General features: G+C 73.3%; 12 protein-coding genes. 3 read left to right on the forward strand and 9 right to left on the reverse strand.

Going from position 1 to position 17,431, the window contains the following annotated elements:
* Nucleotides 1-89: 89 nt before the first annotated feature.
* The 5 genes from ACH427_RS28590 to ACH427_RS28610 all read right to left on the reverse strand — a co-directional run bounded on the left by ACH427_RS28590 (nucleotide 90) and on the right by ACH427_RS28610 (nucleotide 4,907).
* Nucleotides 90-1,646: an alpha/beta hydrolase gene (locus ACH427_RS28590; protein WP_398874013.1), complete on the reverse strand. Its 1,557-nt coding sequence runs from the start codon at nucleotides 1,644-1,646 to the stop codon at nucleotides 90-92.
* Nucleotides 1,647-1,771: 125 nt separating this feature from the next.
* Nucleotides 1,772-2,905 carry an alpha/beta hydrolase family protein gene (locus ACH427_RS28595; protein WP_398874015.1) on the reverse strand — a complete coding sequence of 378 codons (1,134 nt, stop codon included), beginning with the start codon at nucleotides 2,903-2,905 and terminating at the stop codon, nucleotides 1,772-1,774.
* Between the two features lie 100 nt (nucleotides 2,906-3,005).
* The gene (gene hemC / locus ACH427_RS28600) at nucleotides 3,006-3,941 is read right to left on the reverse strand and encodes a hydroxymethylbilane synthase (RefSeq protein WP_398874017.1); all 936 of its coding nucleotides are present in this window, start codon (nucleotides 3,939-3,941) and stop codon (nucleotides 3,006-3,008) included.
* Nucleotides 3,942-4,173: 232 nt separating this feature from the next.
* Nucleotides 4,174-4,620 carry a cupin domain-containing protein gene (locus ACH427_RS28605; RefSeq protein ID WP_398874019.1) on the reverse strand — a complete coding sequence of 149 codons (447 nt, stop codon included), beginning with the start codon at nucleotides 4,618-4,620 and terminating at the stop codon, nucleotides 4,174-4,176.
* Nucleotides 4,621-4,691: 71 nt separating this feature from the next.
* Nucleotides 4,692-4,907, reverse strand: a complete 216-nt coding sequence (locus tag ACH427_RS28610; protein WP_398874021.1) for a hypothetical protein — start codon at nucleotides 4,905-4,907, stop codon at nucleotides 4,692-4,694.
* A 177-nt stretch (nucleotides 4,908-5,084) separates the two neighbouring features.
* Between ACH427_RS28610 and ACH427_RS28615 the strand changes: the two genes are divergently transcribed.
* The 3 genes from ACH427_RS28615 (at nucleotide 5,085) to ACH427_RS28625 (ending at nucleotide 9,450) form a co-directional block, all read left to right on the forward strand.
* Nucleotides 5,085-6,362: a sensor histidine kinase gene (locus ACH427_RS28615; RefSeq protein WP_398874023.1), complete on the forward strand. Its 1,278-nt coding sequence runs from the start codon at nucleotides 5,085-5,087 to the stop codon at nucleotides 6,360-6,362.
* Nucleotides 6,359-7,045 carry a response regulator gene (locus ACH427_RS28620; RefSeq protein WP_398874025.1) on the forward strand — a complete coding sequence of 229 codons (687 nt, stop codon included), beginning with the start codon at nucleotides 6,359-6,361 and terminating at the stop codon, nucleotides 7,043-7,045. Before ACH427_RS28615 ends, ACH427_RS28620 begins: the two co-directional genes overlap by 4 nt.
* A gap of 266 nt (nucleotides 7,046-7,311) precedes the next feature.
* A complete protein-coding gene (locus ACH427_RS28625; protein WP_398874027.1) occupies nucleotides 7,312-9,450 on the forward strand; it encodes a PIG-L family deacetylase in 2,139 nt (712 codons plus the stop codon).
* A gap of 69 nt (nucleotides 9,451-9,519) precedes the next feature.
* Here ACH427_RS28625 and ACH427_RS28630 read toward each other — a convergent pair whose 3' ends face one another.
* The 4 genes from ACH427_RS28630 to ACH427_RS28645 all read right to left on the reverse strand — a co-directional run bounded on the left by ACH427_RS28630 (nucleotide 9,520) and on the right by ACH427_RS28645 (nucleotide 17,422).
* On the reverse strand, nucleotides 9,520-10,317 hold the full coding sequence (locus ACH427_RS28630) for a thioesterase II family protein (RefSeq protein ID WP_398874029.1): 798 nt from the start codon (nucleotides 10,315-10,317) through the stop codon (nucleotides 9,520-9,522).
* An 84-nt stretch (nucleotides 10,318-10,401) separates the two neighbouring features.
* Nucleotides 10,402-12,042: a GMC oxidoreductase gene (locus ACH427_RS28635; RefSeq protein WP_398874031.1), complete on the reverse strand. Its 1,641-nt coding sequence runs from the start codon at nucleotides 12,040-12,042 to the stop codon at nucleotides 10,402-10,404.
* The gene (locus ACH427_RS28640) at nucleotides 12,039-14,837 is read right to left on the reverse strand and encodes an AAA family ATPase (protein ID WP_398874033.1); all 2,799 of its coding nucleotides are present in this window, start codon (nucleotides 14,835-14,837) and stop codon (nucleotides 12,039-12,041) included. Before ACH427_RS28640 ends, ACH427_RS28635 begins: the two co-directional genes overlap by 4 nt.
* Entirely contained in the window at nucleotides 14,834-17,422 is a 2,589-nt protein-coding gene (locus tag ACH427_RS28645) for an AAA family ATPase (protein ID WP_398874035.1), read from the reverse strand. Before ACH427_RS28645 ends, ACH427_RS28640 begins: the two co-directional genes overlap by 4 nt.
* Between the last annotated feature and the right edge of the window lie 9 nt (nucleotides 17,423-17,431).

Below are 17,431 nucleotides of genomic sequence, written 5' to 3' on the forward strand. Positions count from 1 at the left end.
AAGCGTGACTACATCTTCCACGGCACCCTGGCCACCGCCGCCATCGTCATCTGGCTCCGCGACCTCGTCAAAGAGCCATCAGACACTACCTAGCCCCGCCCCGTCGGCACCGGCAACGGCGCGCCCTCGCACGTGATGTCGCGTGCCGGGAGGTTCCCCTTGAGGAGGTAGTCGTTCACGACGGAGTCGACGCACGCGCTCCCGTCCTGGTACTGCCCATGGTCACCGCCGTCGACCGTGACCAGGTGTGAACCCCGGTACGCGCGGTGCGCTCGCTGCGCGCCCTCGTAGTGGGTCGCCGGGTCGTGGCGGCCGTTGAGCATCAGGATGGGCGGCAGGCCCTTGCCAGTGATCTTGGTCTGCGGCGCCTTGGACTCGGGCCAGTTCGCACAGACGGCGGTGTAGGTGAGTTCCCGGGCCCCGGCGAGCGGGTACTTCGCGGCGTCCTTGGCCGCGCTCTTCACCCAGTGGCCGGTGTCGCGGTTCCAGGGCGTGTCGCTGCACGTCACCGAGAAGAACTCGGCGAAGAAGTCCGCGCTCGCGGACTGTCCGAACCCCTTGTCGATCATCGCCCGCTCGTCGGCGGTCGCCTGGTCCCAGTGGTCGAGGACGGCGAGCGACCGCGCCAGGGCGGGGAAGTTGCTCCCCTGATAGATCGCCGAGATGACGACGCTGTCGAGCCGGTTCGGGTCGATGACGGCCTTCCCCCCGGCGATCGGCAGCGGGCGGTCGCGCAGCGCGCCGCGCAGCTTCTCGTACTTCGCCCTGGCCTCGGCGGCGGTGCGCCCGAAGTGATAGGTGTCGTCGTACTTCGCGAGCCACGGCAGGAAGTCCTGCTCGAAGCGGCGCTGGAAGCTCAGCGGCTGCCCCTCCTCGTGCTCGGCCCAGGTGCCGGCGGCGTCGATGTTGCTGTCCAGCACGACGCGGTCGAGGCGCTGCGGGAACGCGGTCGCGTAGGAGGCGCCGATCACCGTGGCGTAGGACGGTCCGTAGTAGGAGACCTTCTTCTCGCCGAGCAGCGTGCGGTAGAGGTCCATGTCGTGGACGGTCTGGTCGGTGGTGATGTAGTTCATCAGGTCGCCGCTGCGTGCGCGGCAGCTGTCCACGAACTCGCGGGCGTTGTCCAGTTCGCGCCGCACGGCGGCGGGCGAGCGGTCCCGGGAGTCGCCGTCGAAGTAGCTCTGGAACTCGGCGTCGGTCTCGCACCGCACCCGTGAGCTCTGCCCGACACCGCGCTGGTCGAAGCTCACCACGTCGTAGGCCGCGCCGAGGGAGGGCGAGTTCTTCACCAGGCTCGCCGGGCGCAGCAGCCCCTGCCCGCCCGGGCCGCCCGCGGCCATCATCAGCACGCCGCGGCGCTTCGCCGGGTCGCTCGCCCGCTGCCGTGACACCGCGATGGTGAGGTCCTCACCCGTGCCGGGGTGGTACCAGTCGCGGGGCACCTTCATCTGCGCGCACTCCAGCGAGCCGCCCGGACCGCAGGGCTGCCACGCGAGCTTCTGCGCGGTGTAGCGCTCCGGTACGGGCGGCGGCCCCGGGGTCCTCGCTGCCGCGGTGGCCGCCGGAAGCACTGCGGCGGCTATCGCCGTCGCCATCGCACCCGTCACGACGGAACGGGTCAACCGCGACTTCCTGAACTCGAACATCGATCCTCCTGAGGCGTTTTTCCTACGCCTCGAATGCTCGCGTGCGGGAGGGCCGCGATCGATCCCACTGGTATCCGTTGTGGGGGTGGCACCAGCTATACCCCTTGGCGGTCAGGGCGGGGGTGCTACTTGAGAACGTGGACCTCCGGATACGCCGCCGACGGCCGGTCGAGCAGCGGGCTCGGCCTGCCGCGCAGCCGGCGGTCGAGGAAGGCGGCCACATAGGCCCTGGTGAGCGCGGTCGCGCGGGCGGCGTGGAGGGTACCGAACGAGCCGGGTACGTCCTTCGGCGGGATCTGTGCGGGCATGCCGAAGCGCTCCACGACCCAGGGGACGTCGGTGAAGGTCATGTGGCCGCCGTCGGGCACGTCGAGCCAGCGCTTCCAGCCCGTCAGGTGGCTCCAGTTGCGCTCCCAGTCCCCCCTGGTGGCCTGGGCCCGGCGCGCGCCCATGAGGAGGACGGGCCGGTTCAGGCCCTTGGCGGGCGGTTCGGTGAAGAAGTCACCGTCGAGGTTGACCGCGGCGTCCACGCGCGGGTCGTCGCGCATGACCTGGACCGCGCTCGCGCCGCCGATGGAGTGCCCCGCGACGGCGATCCGGTGCCGGTCGACGCGCGGCTCGCCGCGGGGGCCGGTGAGCTGGTCGAGCAGGAACCGGATGTCCTGGGCGCGGTTGCGGACGACGGCGGCCGGGTCCATCTTCTGGCAGATCAGGCAGGGTTCGACGCGGCCGCCGGGGAACTCGACCGGCGCCTCGTAGGTGTGGTCGAGCGCGGCGACCGCGTAACCGCGGGAGGCGAGATCCTCGCCGAGCCCGGTGAGGGTCAGGCGGCTCATCCCGAAGCCGGGCGAGAGGACGACCAGCGGCCGGGCCACCGGCGCGGGGCGCGCACCGGCGACCGCGTGGGTCCGGACACCGGCCAGCGCGTCACTGCCCAGCATCGCCTTCGACAGGGCGGGCGACATATACGGAGCCGGGGTCTCCCGGGACGGCAGGGCCGGATACCAGAGCGAGACCATGAGTTCACGGTGGCCCGCGGCGGGCTTCCAGGGGTCGGTACGCGAGGTGTCGACCAGGTGCAGGGTCTTCGTGCCCAGCGGCTGCCGCGTCGTCGGCGCGGGCGTCTCGACGGCGGACCCGCCCGGCGCGTCCGCCGCGGCGGCCGGCACGGAGGGCGCGGCGAAGGCCAGCAGGAGGGCGGCCGCCACGAAGGACCGCCGCGATGTCTTCCGGTTCGGAAGAGAGGCTCTTCTCAACATGATCAAAACCGTACGGACCCCGGAGCGCCCCGGCCGGACCGGGTCCCGCTGTCCGGAGCGGACCGGGCTCCGGGGCGTGCGGCGAACGGCGAACGGTGGTTCAGTGCGCGATGTTGTCGATCAGCTCACGCGCGCCCTGGCGCAGCAGGGCGACCGCCACCGAGGTGCCGAGTGTGGCGGGGTCGAGGGGCCCGGCCCATTCGTGGGCGTTGAGGACCGTCTTGCCGTCGGGGGTGAACACCCTTGCCCGCAGCGACAGGTCACCGCTGCGTTCGGCCCGCGCGTATCCGGCGATGGGGCTGTTGCAGTGGCCCTGGAGGACGTGGAGGAACATCCGCTCCGCGGTCGCCTCGCGGTAGGTGGCGGGGTCACCGAGACCGCTGACGGTGTCGATGACCGAGGTGTCACCCTCGCGGCACTGGAGCGCCAGGACGCCCGCGCCGATCGGCGGACACATGGTGTCGACCGACAGGGTCTCGCTGATCACATCGGCGCGGCCGATGCGCTCCAGACCGGAGACGGCGAGCAGCAGGGCGTCGGCGTCGCCCGCGGCGAGCTTCTCCAGGCGCCGGTTGGCGTTGCCGCGCATCGGCACGCATTCGAGGTGGGGGTGGGAGGCGGCGAGTTGGGCGGTACGGCGCACGGAGGAGGTGCCGACGCGGGTGCCCGCGGGCAGCTCGTCCAGGGTGAGGCCGCCGGGGTGGACGAGCGCGTCGCGGATGTCGTCGCGCTTGAGGAAGGCCGCGAAGACCGTGCCCGCGGGGAGCGGCCGGTCGGCGGGGATGTCCTTGACGCAGTGCACCGCGAGGTCGGCCTCACCGGCGAGGAGGGCGGCGTCGACCTCCTTGGTGAACGCCCCCTTCCCCTCCACCTGGGAAAGGTCGCCCATCCATTTGTCGCCGGTCGTTCTGACGGGGACGACGTCGGTACGGATGCCGGGATGGAGCGCGGCCAGCTCGGCCCGCACGCGCTCCACCTGTGCCAGGGCCATGGGCGAGTCGCGGGAGACGATACGGATCAGTTCAGGGGCGGACATGTCGCCCACCATAGACCGTAGGAGGCGCGCGCCGCCGACCAGCCCTGACGGCCATCTGACTGGTGTGGCAAGGGATTTGACGGAGTCGCGCAGACGTACGATGCGATCACCTGCGCGCGATTCACCGGTCGCATCAGTCACATCAGCCGCGTCGTATCGGTTGCATCAGCCGGCCAGAACTCCGCACACCACCACCTGCCTCTCCTCTATCTCTCATCTCTCCTCGGACTGTCTATCTCTTCACGGAGTCCTCGAAATCCTGGAAGTCGAAGCCCGGGGCCACCACGCACGAGACCAGCACCGGTTCGTCTCCTGCTGGTTCCGCGGACTGCCAGTGGCCTCCGGGGACCAGGAACTGCGGCCGTTCGCCCCGGTCGACCGCGACTCCCAGCACGGCCTCGACGGTCCCGCCCTCGCCCGGGGTCTTCCCCTCGCCTCCCAGCCTGATCCGCAGCGGGCCGCCCGTGTGCCACAGCCAGAGCTCGTCCGACCGCACCCGGTGCCAGCGCGATGTCTCGCCGGGGTGCAGCAGGTAGTAGATGCCCGTCGCGTACGCCCTCGGGCCGCCGTATCCGTCGGGGAGGGCTTCGGCCGTGGTCCGCCACGTCTCGCGATACCAGCCGCCCTCGACATGCGCCCGGAGGCCGAGGGCCGCGACCAGCCCCGAGATGTCCGCCATCGTCATCCTTTCTCTGTCACGTCACTGTCACGCCCCGCCCGGGGGCTTCCTGCCCCACACCCCGCCCGGCCTCACTTCTCGGATTCGCCCTTCACCGAGTCCGAGGCGATCAGCACGGCCACGCCCATAACAGCGAGCACGATGCCCGCGTATATCTCGTACCCCTTGAGGAATCCGATGTAGCGCACGATGCCCCAGAGGCGGAGCCAGCCGGTGCATTCATGGACGATGGTGCTGATGCCCGCGATGAGGAGAGTGGCTCCGACGCCCTCCAGCAATTTCTTCATGACCACGATCCTCCCGCCGTCCCACGGCCCGGACATCGCCCGGAGGTCGGCGGCTCAGGACCGGAGGTAGCGGGTTCGCCGGGGCCGTTCCGACCAAAGTCTGCGGTCGTTCGACTTTGGTCGCCGGCCGCTGTCCGGCGCCCCCGCGAGGGCCTGCCGCTCAGTAGATTTGTGCGCATGAACGGCGAGCGAGCACAAGACATGATCCAGCCGGACGCGGCCTATCCGTGGCTGCTGCCGTCCGCGGTCATGGAGCCGCGGGCGGGCGGCGGGCGGGCGCGGCGGACCGCGCGCGACTGGGCCGTCGACATCGTGTGCCTCGCCTTCGCCGCTCTCTTCGGGCTGCTGGCGGCGGACGACGCGCGGGCGGCCGCCCAGGTGTCGGACGGGACACTCCTCGCCGATCAGATAGTGGGGGCCGCGGCCTGCACGGCGCTGTGGCTGCGGCGGCGGTGGCCCACCGAGCTGGCCGTGGCGCTGTCGGTGGTGAGCGCCATGACGCCGTGCGCGGCGGGGGCATTGCTGGTGGCCGTGTTCAGCGTGGCGGTGCACCGGCCGTTCCGCGCGGTGGCGGTGGCGGGCGGGCTGGCGCTGATCAGCCAGCCGGTCCAGGCCGTCGTCCGCCCGGATCCCGGGCTGGGGTTCATGGGGGCGTCCGCGATCGGGGGGCTGCTGGTCCTCACCATGATCGGCTGGGGCATGTTCGTGCGGTCCCGCCGGCAGCTGGTGCTGTCGCTGCGCGAGCGCGCCGTGCGCGCGGAGGCCGAGGCCGAGCTGAGGGCCGAGCGGGCCCAGCGCCTCGCGCGGGAGAGCATCGCGCGGGAGATGCACGATGTGCTCGCGCACCGGCTGTCCCTGCTGTGCGTGCACGCGGGCGCCCTGGAATACCGGCCGGACGCGCCCCCCGCCGAGCTGGCGCGCGCCACCGGGGTGATCCGCAGCAGCGCGCACCAGGCGTTGCAGGATCTGCGGGAGGTGATCGGTGTGCTGCGGGCTCCCGAGGGCGCCGCCGCCGCCGAGGGCGCGCCCGGCACTGGGTCCGGGCCGGAGGCCGACCGGCCGCAGCCGACCCTCGCGGCGCTGGAGGAGTTGCTGGAGGAGTCCCGGCAGGCGGGCATGGCCGTCCGTCTCGACCAGCAGGTGGCCGATCCGCAGCGGGTCCCCGCGGCCACGGGCCGTACGGTCTACCGGATAGTCCAGGAGGCCCTGACCAACGCCCGGAAGCACGCCCCGGGCGCGGAGGTGGGCGTGGCCGTCGGAGGCTCGCCGGGCGAGGGGCTCACCGTGGTGGTCACCAATCCGCCCGGGTCGGCCGAGGGAGCGGCGGTGCCCGGATCCGGGCAGGGGCTCATAGGTCTCACCGAGCGCGCCACCCTGACCGGCGGCCGGCTCGAGCACGGACCCGCACCCGACGGCGGCTTCCGGGTCCACGGCTGGCTACCGTGGCCGGTATGACCACCGCACCGCCGCCCCGGCCGATCCGTGTCCTGCTCGTCGACGACGACCCGCTCGTCCGGGCCGGGCTGTCGTTCATGCTGGGCGGCGCGGCGGACATAGAGATCGTCGGCGAGGCCGCCGACGGCACCGAGGTGGCCGGCCTCGTCGACCGGCTCTCGCCCGATGTGGTGCTGATGGACATCCGCATGCCGTCGATGGACGGCCTGGCCGCCACCGAGCTGCTGCGCGGCCGGGAGCACGCGCCGGAGGTCATCGTGCTGACCACGTTCAACGCGGACGAGCAGGTGTTGCGCGCCCTGCGGGCGGGCGCCGCCGGGTTCGTCCTCAAGGACACCCCGCCCGCGGAGATCGTCGACGCGGTGCGCCGGGTCGCGTCGGGGGCGCCGGTGCTCTCCCCCGCCGTGACCCGCCAACTGATCACCAAAGTCACGGATGGTGAGCAGGTGGACACTCACGGCAGCGAGGCGCGGGGCAAGTTGGCCTTGCTGAACGAGCGGGAGCGGGAGGTCGCGGCCGCCGTGGGGCGCGGGCAGTCCAACGCGGAGATCGCGGGCGCGCTGTATATGAGCGTGGCCACGGTCAAGACGCATGTCTCCCGCATCCTGACGAAGCTCGGTCTCAACAACCGGGTCCAGATCGCCCTGCTCGCCCACGACGCCGACCGGTCCGGCACGGTCTGAGGCCATCAGGGCCCGCCCCGGGCCGGGGCTCCGGGCCCTTGCATCCAGGGGGCCGTGTTGCCCAACCGCCTGGGAACCTACATCGGGCCGTGCGGCGGCTGTTACAAAACAGCAGGGAAACGGCAGGTGGCGGGTCATAGGATCGAACTCTCGATCAGGGGGTGGCCAGTTCCCCTCCCCATCGCGTTCGACTGTTTGATCACCACGCGCTCTTGGCGCAGGAGAGTAGGGGGATACCTGTGCCAGGGCACATACCGCGTCGCCGAGTGCTTCAGGTCGCCGGCGGGGGCCTTGTCGTCGGAGCGGGTGCCGTGGGCGCCTGGCAGTGGCTGGCTCCCGAGGTCAAGAAGACCGGCATGGACGGCGGCGCCCCGGTGCGTGCCGCGAAGACGTCGACGTCCGCGTCGTTCGTCCATGTGATCGCCCACCCCGACGACTCGCTCTACTTCATGAACCCGGAGCTGGAGCAGTCCATACTCAGCGGCGCGCCCGCCGTGACCGTGTGCCTGACCGGCGGTGAGTCCGACGGCCGCAACGCGCTCTCCAAGAGCCGTGGCTACGAGCACATGCCGATGAAGCGGCCGGAGTTCGTCCGCGCCCGGATCAACGGCTTCCGTGAGGCCACGGCCCAGATGGCCACCGGCAACTCCCTCAGCCCCTGGGATGTGGAGACCCTGCGTCTCCTGCCCGGCTTCGAAGTCGAGCTGCAGACGCTGCGCGCGGCCCCCCATGTCCAGATGATCTTTGTCGAGCTGATCGAGGCGCGGTCGCTGCGCTACCCGCACAAGGACAGCCTGCGCGGTCTGTGGCTCGGGGCGACGCCCAAGCTGACCACGCTCACGCCGACGGCCAGCCCGGTCACCCGCACCTACCAGTACGGGCGCCGGCAGCTGATCGACACGCTCGCCGCCGTCTTCGAGCGCTATCAGCCGACCGTGGTCCGCACCCTCGACCCGAACCCCGCGCACCTGGCGAAGCAGCCGGATTACCGCAACACCCCGCCGGTGCTGGAGGGCATCTACAGCCACGACCACCAGGACCACACCACCTCCGCCTTCTTCGCCCAGGCCGCCCTCGCGGAGTACTGGGGCCGCAAGCACTCCCGGCCCACCGCCGTCGAGAGCTACGTCGGCTACGAGGTCGACGTGCTCCGCAGCAACCTCGACAAGGCCACCACCGACCGCAAGATCACCTTCCTCGACATCTACGGCTGGGCCGACCACGGCAAGAACTGCGGGGATCCCGCGGGCTGCGGCGACCGCAAGGTCGGCAATCTGTCCGCCACCAAGTACCACGGCTGGTCGAGCAATTGCCGCCACCGCGCCCCCGGCACCATGCGCTGGGTGCAGCCGCTGCCCGACGGCCGGCTCGCCGCCTTCGGGATCCTCGACGGCGCCGCGCAGTGCTGGACCGAGCGCAAGGCGGGCAGCGGCATCTGGTCCGCGCCCGTCGCGGTCGGCGGCAGCATGCTGGAGGGCCAGATAGAGGTCGTGCGGCACCAGGACGGCTCGCTCCAGCTGTTCTCCGTACGCACCGTGCTCCCCGTGAACGACAAGCCCCACCGCCGCGAGGTCGTCACCGCCCTCCAGACCGGCAAGGGCCCGGGCGGCGCCCCGGCGTTCGGCCCCTGGCAGTCGCTCGACTCCCCCGAGGACGACCCCCGTCGCTCGATGGAGATGGGCTACCCGGTCGCGGTCGTGGGCAAGGACGGCACGGTCTTCGTCTTCGTACGCGACTACGACGGCGGCATCAGCTTCCGCAGCGGCACCGGCGGCAACGGCTGGACGGGCTGGACCGCACTGCCGGCGGCCGGGCCACGGACGAGGCTGGAGGACGGCCTGGACGCCGTCCTCGACGGCGACGGGCGGATCCACGTCGTCGCCGCCGACACCAGGACCGTCCACCACTGGATGTCCCAGGGCTCCGACGGGCCGCCGCGGCCGGCCGCCCCGACACGGCTGCCCGCCACGACCGGCCCGCTGACCCTGGCCCCCCTGACCGGCGGCGGCATCCGCGTGGCCATGCGCCAGCCGGACACCTCCCGCATAGTCGTCGCCGACCGGCTGACGGACAGCTGGAAGGTCTCCGCGGAGTGCGCCTCGATCAGCGGCTACGGCCGCGTCGCGCTCGCCCAGGCGGGCACCGCGACGGTGCTCGCCGCGAGGGACGGCAAGGGCCTCGTCCGGCTGTCGGCCGGTTCGGGCCGCCCCGGCCCCTGGGCGGACGAAGGCATACCGCACCGTGGCATGACCGGCATGACCCAGGACGCCAAGGGCCGTACGGTCGCCGTCGTCCTCGGCATGGACGGCAGGCTCAGCAGCGCCCGGCACACGGGCTCGGGCAAGTCCCCGTTCACGGACTGGCTCTCGCACGACGGCACGACCCAGGCCGACCTGGAGTCGTGACCCCGGTGCCCGGGACGGGCTTGTCGCGGATGCCGCGGCAAGCCCGTCCCGCGTTCATGACCAGGCGCCCTACGCCCCCTGGCGAGCCCGCAGGTGGTCCGCCATCAGCGTGTTGAGTGCCTTCTGGTGCGCGGCCAGGTAGAAGTGGCCGCCCGGGTAGACATGGAAGTCGAAGGGGCCCTCGGTGTGCTCGGCCCACGCCCGGGCCTCCTCCAGGGTCACCTTGGGGTCGTCGTCACCGGTCAGCGCGGTCACCGGGCAGTGCAGCGGCTCCCCCGGCTCATAGGTGTAGGTCTCCGCGGCGTGGTAGTCGGCGCGGATCGCCGGGAGGACCATGCGCAGGATCTCCTCGTCGCCGAGGAGCTGGGTGTCGGTGCCGCTCAGCCCCTTCAGCTCGGCGATCAGGCCGTCGTCGTCACGCTGGTGCACGGTCTCGTGCCGGGGCCTGGACGGCGCGCGGCGGGCGGAGGCGAAGAGTCCGGCGAGGACGATGCCCTTCTCCCGCTCGAAGCGCCGGGCGACCTCGAAGCCCAGCGTGGCGCCCATGCTGTGCCCGAAGAACGCCAACGGCCGGTCGGCCCACGGGAGCAGCGCGGCGAAGACCCGGTCGGCGAGCTCGGGGATGTTGTCGATGAGCGGCTCCGTACGGCGGTCCTGGCGGCCCGGGTACTGGAGGCAGATGACGTCGACGTCGGCCGGCATGGCCTGCGACACCGGGAAGTAGAAGCTCGCCGAACCACCGGCGTGGGGCAGGCAGACCAGCCGGGTGGCGGCGTCCGGGCGCGGGTGGAATCTACGGACCCACAGGCCGTTGTCCTCGGGGTTGTCGATCACGGTCGGTCGTTCCTTCCAACGGAAATTCGACATACGGAGCAAGCGTGAGCAAGGTGACGAACAGCCGTGGGCGGCAGGGCCCTTGCGGCCCCCGCCGCCCACGGTCACCCGGTCACTTTATGACGCGAGGACGTCCTGCTTGATGATGCGTTCGATGTTCCGTTCGGCAAGTGCGGTAATGGTCACAAAGGGGTTGACACCGATGGAACCGGGGATGAGCGCCCCGTCGTTGACATAGAGATTGGGGTAGCCGGCGACGCGGCCGTAGAGGTCGGTGGCCTTGCCGAGGACGCAGCCGCCGAGCGGGTGGTAGCAGAAGTCGTCGGCGAACGCCTTGAGCTGGGAGCCGAAGAGGTCGTAGCGGTAGACGGTGCCGTTGGCCTTGTTGATCCGGTCGAAGAGGGACTTCGCGGCATTGACGGCGGGCGCGTTCTGGTCCCGCGTCCAGCGCAGGAGGGCCCGGTCGGTGGCCTTGTCGTAGACGAAGGTGCCGCGCTCGGGGTTCTTGGTGATGGCGAGGTAGAGGCTGACCCAGGTCTCGAGGCCCGCCGGCATGGGCGCTATCTCCGCGAAGACCGGGGCGGCCGGGTTGTCCCAGTCGTTGATGCCGAGCGCGGGGATCGAGGACTGGTGGGCGCCGGTGGTGTCCCAGATGTGGTTGGCGCGGGCGGTCATGATGTTGCCGTTGGGGCCCCACCCGGCGCCGACCTCGGCGCTGAGGTCGGGCAGGGCGCCGGTGTCCCGGGCCCGTACGAGCAGTTCGGTGGAGCCCAGGCTGCCCGCGCCGAGGAAGAGATGACGACAGGTGATCTGCTTGCGGGCGAGCACCTTGCCGTAGGCGTCGGCCTGTTCGACCGTCAGGACGTACTTGCCGTCGGACTGCCGGCCGATCGCCCGGACGGTGTGCAGGGCCTCGATGGTGACCTTGCCGGTGCCGAGGGCGGCCGCCAGATAGCTCTTGTCCAGGCTCCGCTTGCCGTGGTTGTTGCCGTAGATGACCTCGGTGGCGAGCGCCGACTTCGGCACCTCCCCGGCCGCCTCGCGCTGCATGTAGGGGAAGTCGTAGACATTGGGCACGAAGGTGGTGCCCAGGCCCGCCCGGCGCGCGTGCTCGCGCGAGACCCGGGCGAACTTGTAATACTCGGACTTCTCAAACCAGTCCGGGTCGATGTGGTTGACCCCGAGCGCGCTGTCGGCGCGCGGGAAGTAGCGGTCGTACATCTCGCCCGAGTCGACCTGCGGCAGCACCTCTTCGAAGTAGGCGCGGGACGGCCGTACGGCCATGCCGCCGTTGACCAGCGAGCCGCCTCCCACGCCGCGCCCGACGTAGACGGACATGTCGCTGTACTCGACCCGGTCCAGGACGCCAGCGTAGGGCTCGATGTCGCGGTTGATGACGTCCAGCCAGAGGAAGGAGCCCAGCGGGGCCTTGGTGCGGTTGCGGAACCAGCTGGAGCGCTTGTCGGGCGCGAGCATGGTGTTGAAGATCTTGCCGTCGGGGCCCGGCTGGTTCCACAGCTGGCCCATCTCCAGCATCAGCGTGGGCACTCCGGCCTCGCCGAGGCGCAGGGCGGAGACGGCGGCGCCGTAGCCGGTGCCGATCACCACGGCCGGTACGTACGCGCCGTCGGTGGCCGTGGCCGCGGAGGCGCGCGTCGCGGTGGTGATGGTGGTCGCTCCGGCCATGGCGGCGGCGCCGAGGGCGGCCATGCCGAGCAGGCGGCGCCGCGAGAGGGGCTGGTTCAATGCGCTGTTCATGAGTGACCTTTCGTACGGGTGACAGTGGTGGGGGCCGTCGGGGCACCGTCTGAAGGTGCGGCCGAGACGTCCGGCAAGAGGTGGGCCAGGGCGGCGAGTTCGCCCCTGCCCGCCACGTCGAGCTTCCGGTAGGCGTGGGTCAGGTGTTTCTCCACCGCCCGGGAGCTCACCTCCAGGAGCTCGGCGATGTCCCGGTTCGACACCCCGTGCGCGGCGAGCCCGGCCACCTTGCGTTCGCTCCGGGTGAGGGACTCGATCGCGACGGGGGCCACCGGGCTGGCCATGGCGCGCAGTTCGCGGGCCGCCAGGTCCGCGAGCCAGGGCATCCCGCCGGCGAGGGCCTGCTCGCGGCCGCTGCGCAGGTGGGTCTCGGCCTCCGGCCGGCCGCCGGCCCGCAGCCGGCGGCCGAGCAGGACGGCCGTGCGGGCGCGCTCCAGGCCGTTGACGGACCCCTCCAGGATGGCGAGGGACTCGCGGAGCAGGGCGATGCCCCGCTCCCCTTGGGTGACCGCCCCGCGCATCCGCTGGACGCGGCCGATGGCCACGGGGCTCCCCCAGGCGGCCGCCCGCGCGCGCTCCTCCTCCAGCAGATCCTTGGCCAGGGCGGGGTGTCCCATCCGGTAGTGCAGCCCGGCGGCCCAGGAACGCCAGGGGAAGACGGCGGGGTTGCGCCAGTCGGCGCGTTCGGCGGACCGGCCCCACTCGAGGATGTGCTCGAGCGCCGTGGGCAGATCGCCGGACACGACCGCCATCGAGCCGCGGACGAGGTGCAGGGAGGACGGCTGGTTCCCCTGCCGTACGCCATCACGGCGGTAGGCCAGCAGCCTCCGGGCCAGGCCCGTGTCCCGGCTCTCGATGGCGACCATGACGATGCCGACGAGCGACTGGAGCGTCGCCCATTCGGTCACGCCGAGGGCGAGCGCCTCGTCGGCCTGGGCCCGCGCCTCCGCCAGGCGGCCCTGTGCGAGCAGCACATGGGCGAGTTCGACGCTGATCACCGCGCGGGGCACGGTGGTGCTCTCCCTGCGGGCCCGTTCCTGGGCGGTGTGCAGCCAGGGCCCGATGGTGCCGACGGAATCGGTGGCGATCAGGACGTGCGTGAGCAACGGCAGGGCGGTGTAGGCGTGGTCGGGTGCGGCGGGCTCGTACTGCAAGAGGCGGTGGGCGAGCCGGGCGGCCTCGGCCGCGGGCATGCCCTGGGCCATGGTCGCGCCGTGCAGCAGTACGGTGACCAGTTCGCGCTCGGCGGCGGTGTGCAGGGAGGGGTCCGGTCCCAGGGAGCGCAGCCGTTCGGCACTGGCGCGCAGCTGCCCCGGCGTCACCACCTCGACGTGGCGCAGCCGGGCCTCCAGCCGTAGCGCGGCCTCGCGGTCCTCGCCGGCGGGCCGCCCGGACGTGCCTAGTTCGTCGGCGAGTTCGCGGACCGCCTCGACGGAGGGCAGCGGGACGCCGCCGAGCAGGGACGGCGGGATGCGCGCGGCGGCCAGGGCGCGCTGCCCGGGCGCGGGGATGAGGTCCAGCGCCTGGAAGACGTGCCGGATCGCGGCGGCCGGGTCGAAGGCGCGCTCGGCGGCGGCGAGGTCGACGAGGAGCGCGGCCCGCTGCGGCTCGTCCGGCGCGCTGCCCAGCAGGGCCCGGCGCAGGCACCGGGCGGCGTCCTCGTGGGCCCCGCGGCGCAGGGCGGCCGTGGCGGCGGCGCGCAGCACCTCCAGGGCCCAGTCCTCCTGGCACGAGGGCGCGGCCAGGAGGTGGGCAGCGGCCTCCTCGGCGGGGTACCCGGCGCAGTGCAGGAGGAGCGCGGCGCGGACGTGGTGCTCCTCCTGCTCCGCCGGGCTCAGCAGGTCCTCGGCGGCGTCGCGTACGGCCCGGTGCACGAAGCGGGGTTCGGGCCCGGCCGTCAGCAGCCCGAGCCTGCACAGGGCCCGCAGGGCGGTGTCGAGGCCGGTCGGGTCGAGGCCGGCGAGCCGGCCGGTGAGTTCCGGGGCGGTGCGGGTGCCGAGGACGGCCAGCACCTCGGCCAGGGCGCGTACGGGCCGGGGCTGGGCGCGCAGCGCGACGGCGAGGCGCTCGCGCAGCGACGGCAGCGCCGCCTCGGCCAGGGCCGTGGCCGAGGCGGCGTCCGGCTCACCCTCCCCGGCGGTGGCGTCGATCAGGGCGGTGAGGAACATCGGGTTGCCGCCGCTGATCTCCCGACAAGCCGTCACATAGGCGGGTGCGCCCGCCCGGCCGTGGCGGGCGGCCACGAGCTCGGCGGTGCTCTCCCGGCCGAGCGGCGCCGGGCGCAGGACGTGGGCGGCGCTGTCGACGATCTCGTGGACCCGCGGCTCCTCGGCACGGGGCTCGCCCTCGCGCAGGGTGACGACGGCAGTGATCCGGAGGTGGTTGATCCGGCGGGCGAGCCGGCCGAGCCAGCGCAGGGACTGCGGGTCGGCCCACTGGAGGTCGTCGACGAGCAGCAGCAGGGGCTGCCGTTCGCTGTGCTGGGCGGTGAGGGCGAGGAGTTCGCCGTAGTGCTCGCCCTGGGGCGGTTCCGGCTGGAAGGGGTCGAGGAGCTGGCCGGTCACGCCGAAGGGGAAGTCCGTCTCCATGGGGGCCGCGCTGGCGGTCAGTACGCGCGTCCCGGACTGTTCGGCGAGGGGTGGCAGGGCGCGCAGCAGAGCGGTCCTGCCGATGCCGATGCCACCGGTGACGACGATCAGTGAGCCGCTGCCCCGGGCGGCGTCCCGCATCGCCCCGATGATGAGGTCCAGCTCTCGCTGCCGGTCGAGCAGCCGCCGGTCGGGCACGGGCGTCATCGGGTCTTCCTCCCTAAGGGCCCCAGGACGCCGGCCAGTTCGGTCCGGCGGGTGATGCCCAGCTTGCGGTACGCCTTGGTCAGGTGCAGTTCCACGGCGCGCGGGGTCACCGAGAGCTCGGCGGCGATGGCGCGGTTGGTCATGCCGCGCGCGGCGAGGACCGCCACGCGCAGCTCGGCGGCGGTCAGTCCGCGGCCGGAGGGGATCTCCTCCTGGGGGGCGGCCGGGGGGACGGCGGGGGCCTGAGCGGTCCGGAAGGCCACTTCCGCGACGTAGCGCATCGCCCGGTCGACGTCGTCGGGCGCGCCCCAGGCACGGGTGAGGCGGCGCTCCTCGGCCAGCAGGTCGGCGGCCGGCCCGCCGCGCGCGGCGGGGCCGTGGGCCGCGGCGGCAGCCGAACGCCAGGGCAGCAGGACGGGGTTGGCGACCTGCCGGGCGAGCAGCAGGCGGCCGCACTCCAGCAGGTCCGCCAGCGCCGGGCCGCCCCCGCCGCCCGCGAGCCGCACCCGGCCGCGCGCGTAGAGCAGATAGGCCCAGGCCAGGCCGCCCTCGGCACCGGCCGGGCGGACCCCTTCGACGGCGCGCTCGGCGGTCGCGACATCGCCCAGCGCCAGGTGAGCGAGTGCCCGGAGTCCGGCGGGGGCGGGTGCCATCAAGGGGTGCCAGCAGCGGGGCGGCATGACGTGCTGGAGGCGGTCGAGGAAGACGACGGCCTCCTCGGGTCTGCCCTGGTGGAGTGCGGCCTGCGTCTCGACGATCAGGGCGAGCCCGACGGTCGGGCGGGCACCGGAGCGCTGCGCGCGCACCAGGACGGCGTCCAGCGCGGCCTGCGCCTCGGCGAAGTCGCCGGTGAGGAGCAGGGCGTGGCAGGCGGCCAGTTGGGCGGCCGGCGGGGTGGTGTCCCTGGCGTCGGGGGCGAGGGCGGTACGGGCCAGGGAGCGGGTGCGGGCGATGTCCTGGCCGCGCAGGGCGCAGTGCCAGGCCGCGACACCGGCTTCGGCCGGTTCTGCGGGCAGGTCGGGGAGGGCCGCCATGGCGGGCCGGTCCAGCTCGGGTTCGGCGCCCTGCTGGCTGTGTTCGGCGAGCCAGTACAGCGCCCGCAGCGCGGCCCGGTCCTGTGCCCTCACCTCCGTACCGTCGAGGATGCGGGCGATCAGCGGCTGGGCGGACACCACGTCGCCGCGGGCCACGAGGAGGCCGGCGGCCTCGACCCACGAGGGGCCCGCGGTGGCGTCGGCCCGGGTGAGCAGGGCGCTGCGCAGGTGCCGATCCGAGACGGCGGGCGAGCTGGGGAGCACGACGGCGCTCAGCTCGACGAAGAGCTTCGCCCGCGCGGCCGGTGCCATGGGCTCGCGCAGCGCGCGGTGCAGCAGCCGGCCCGCCGCGCGCAGGTCTCCGGCGGCGTGGCAGCGGGCGGCCTCCCGGCGCAGGGCGTCCACGGCCCAGGGGGCGCCGATGACGTGGGCGGCGAGCAGCATCCTGGTCAGCACGCCGTCGGGGAGCGCGGCCCGGTGGGCGTGCCGGGCGGCACGGGCGTAGAGCGACTCGCGCCGCTCCGCGCCGAGCCCGGCGAGCACCGCCTCGGCGGCCCTCGGTTCGCGGAAGGCGGGCCGGTCGCCGTCGGTGAGCAGGCCGGTCCCGGCCAGCCGGGCCACGGCACGGGCGGTGTCGGTGCCGCCGGGGTCCGTCAGCGCGGCGATCATGTCGGGGGTGCCGTCCCGTCCGCAGACGGCGATGGCCCGCAGGACGTCGAGGAGTTCGGCGGGGAGGGCGGCCGCCGTCCTGGCCGCGCGTTCCCGGAACGCTTCGGCGACGCTGTCGGCGAGGTGCGGCAGGTGATCGGCCGCGGGCCGCCAGCCGTGCCGGGCGAATCGGCCGGCCACCGTGCGCAGCAGGGCGGGGTTGCCGTCGACGGCATGGGCGGCGGCCGTGCCGAAGACCGGGTCGACCGGGGATCCGTAGGCCCGGGTGAGGAGTTCGGTCACCCCGGCGGGGGACAGCGGGGCCGGGATGAGGGTGTGGCGGGTGACGGTGCGCCCGGTGGCGAGCGAGCCGGGCTCCAGCGGGTCGAGGGTGCCGTCGGCGGGGACGCCGCCGCGGGTGGTCAGCAGCAGCATCGGGGCGCCCGAGAGCCGGCGGGCCAGGGCCCGCAGCCAGCGCCACGAGTGCGGATCGGCCCACTGGGCGTCGTCCACGGCGACGAGCAGGGGCCGTTCGCGGGCCGCGGCGAGGAAGGCGCGGCACAGCGCCGGTACGAGGGCGGTCTCGTCCGCGCCGGACGGCGGTGCGGCGCCGGGCCGCCCGAGGGCGGCGAGGAGCTGGTCGGCGACGCCGTAGCGCAGTGCGGATTCCTCCCACGACGCGTGAGCGGTGACGGCCCGGACCCCCGCCCGGCCGGCGAGCGTGACCGCCTGGTTCAGCAGGGCGCTGCGGCCGCTGCCGGGTCCCCCCTCGATCTCGACGAGGGCGGACGGGCCGTCGCGCAGTCCGCTCAGCAGGTCGCGCAGCAGCTCCTGTTCGCGGTCCCGCTCGACGAGCTCCGTCCCCCCGTGCCCGTCCCAGTGACCGGTGTTCCCTTGTGTCACCCGCGGCTC

It is taken from the genome of Streptomyces sp. NPDC020379 (assembly GCF_044387105.1).
In the GTDB taxonomy this organism is placed as follows: domain Bacteria; phylum Actinomycetota; class Actinomycetes; order Streptomycetales; family Streptomycetaceae; genus Streptomyces.

What these genes read in the sequence shown, in the direction of transcription:
- ACH427_RS28590 (WP_398874013.1), bottom strand. Translation starts at nt 1,646, where the DNA reads ATGTTCGAGTTCAGGAAGTCGCGGTTGACCCGTTCCGTCGTGACGGGT.
- ACH427_RS28605 (WP_398874019.1), bottom strand. Translation starts at nt 4,620, where the DNA reads ATGGCGGACATCTCGGGGCTGGTCGCGGCCCTCGGCCTCCGGGCGCAT.
- ACH427_RS28640 (WP_398874033.1), bottom strand. Translation starts at nt 14,837, where the DNA reads ATGACGCCCGTGCCCGACCGGCGGCTGCTCGACCGGCAGCGAGAGCTG.
- ACH427_RS28635 (WP_398874031.1), bottom strand. Translation starts at nt 12,042, where the DNA reads ATGAACAGCGCATTGAACCAGCCCCTCTCGCGGCGCCGCCTGCTCGGC.
- ACH427_RS28630 (WP_398874029.1), bottom strand. Translation starts at nt 10,317, where the DNA reads ATGTCGAATTTCCGTTGGAAGGAACGACCGACCGTGATCGACAACCCC.
- hemC (WP_398874017.1), bottom strand. Translation starts at nt 3,941, where the DNA reads ATGTCCGCCCCTGAACTGATCCGTATCGTCTCCCGCGACTCGCCCATG.
- ACH427_RS28620 (WP_398874025.1), top strand. Translation starts at nt 6,359, where the DNA reads ATGACCACCGCACCGCCGCCCCGGCCGATCCGTGTCCTGCTCGTCGAC.
- ACH427_RS28615 (WP_398874023.1), top strand. Translation starts at nt 5,085, where the DNA reads ATGAACGGCGAGCGAGCACAAGACATGATCCAGCCGGACGCGGCCTAT.
- ACH427_RS28610 (WP_398874021.1), bottom strand. Translation starts at nt 4,907, where the DNA reads ATGAAGAAATTGCTGGAGGGCGTCGGAGCCACTCTCCTCATCGCGGGC.
- ACH427_RS28595 (WP_398874015.1), bottom strand. Translation starts at nt 2,905, where the DNA reads ATGTTGAGAAGAGCCTCTCTTCCGAACCGGAAGACATCGCGGCGGTCC.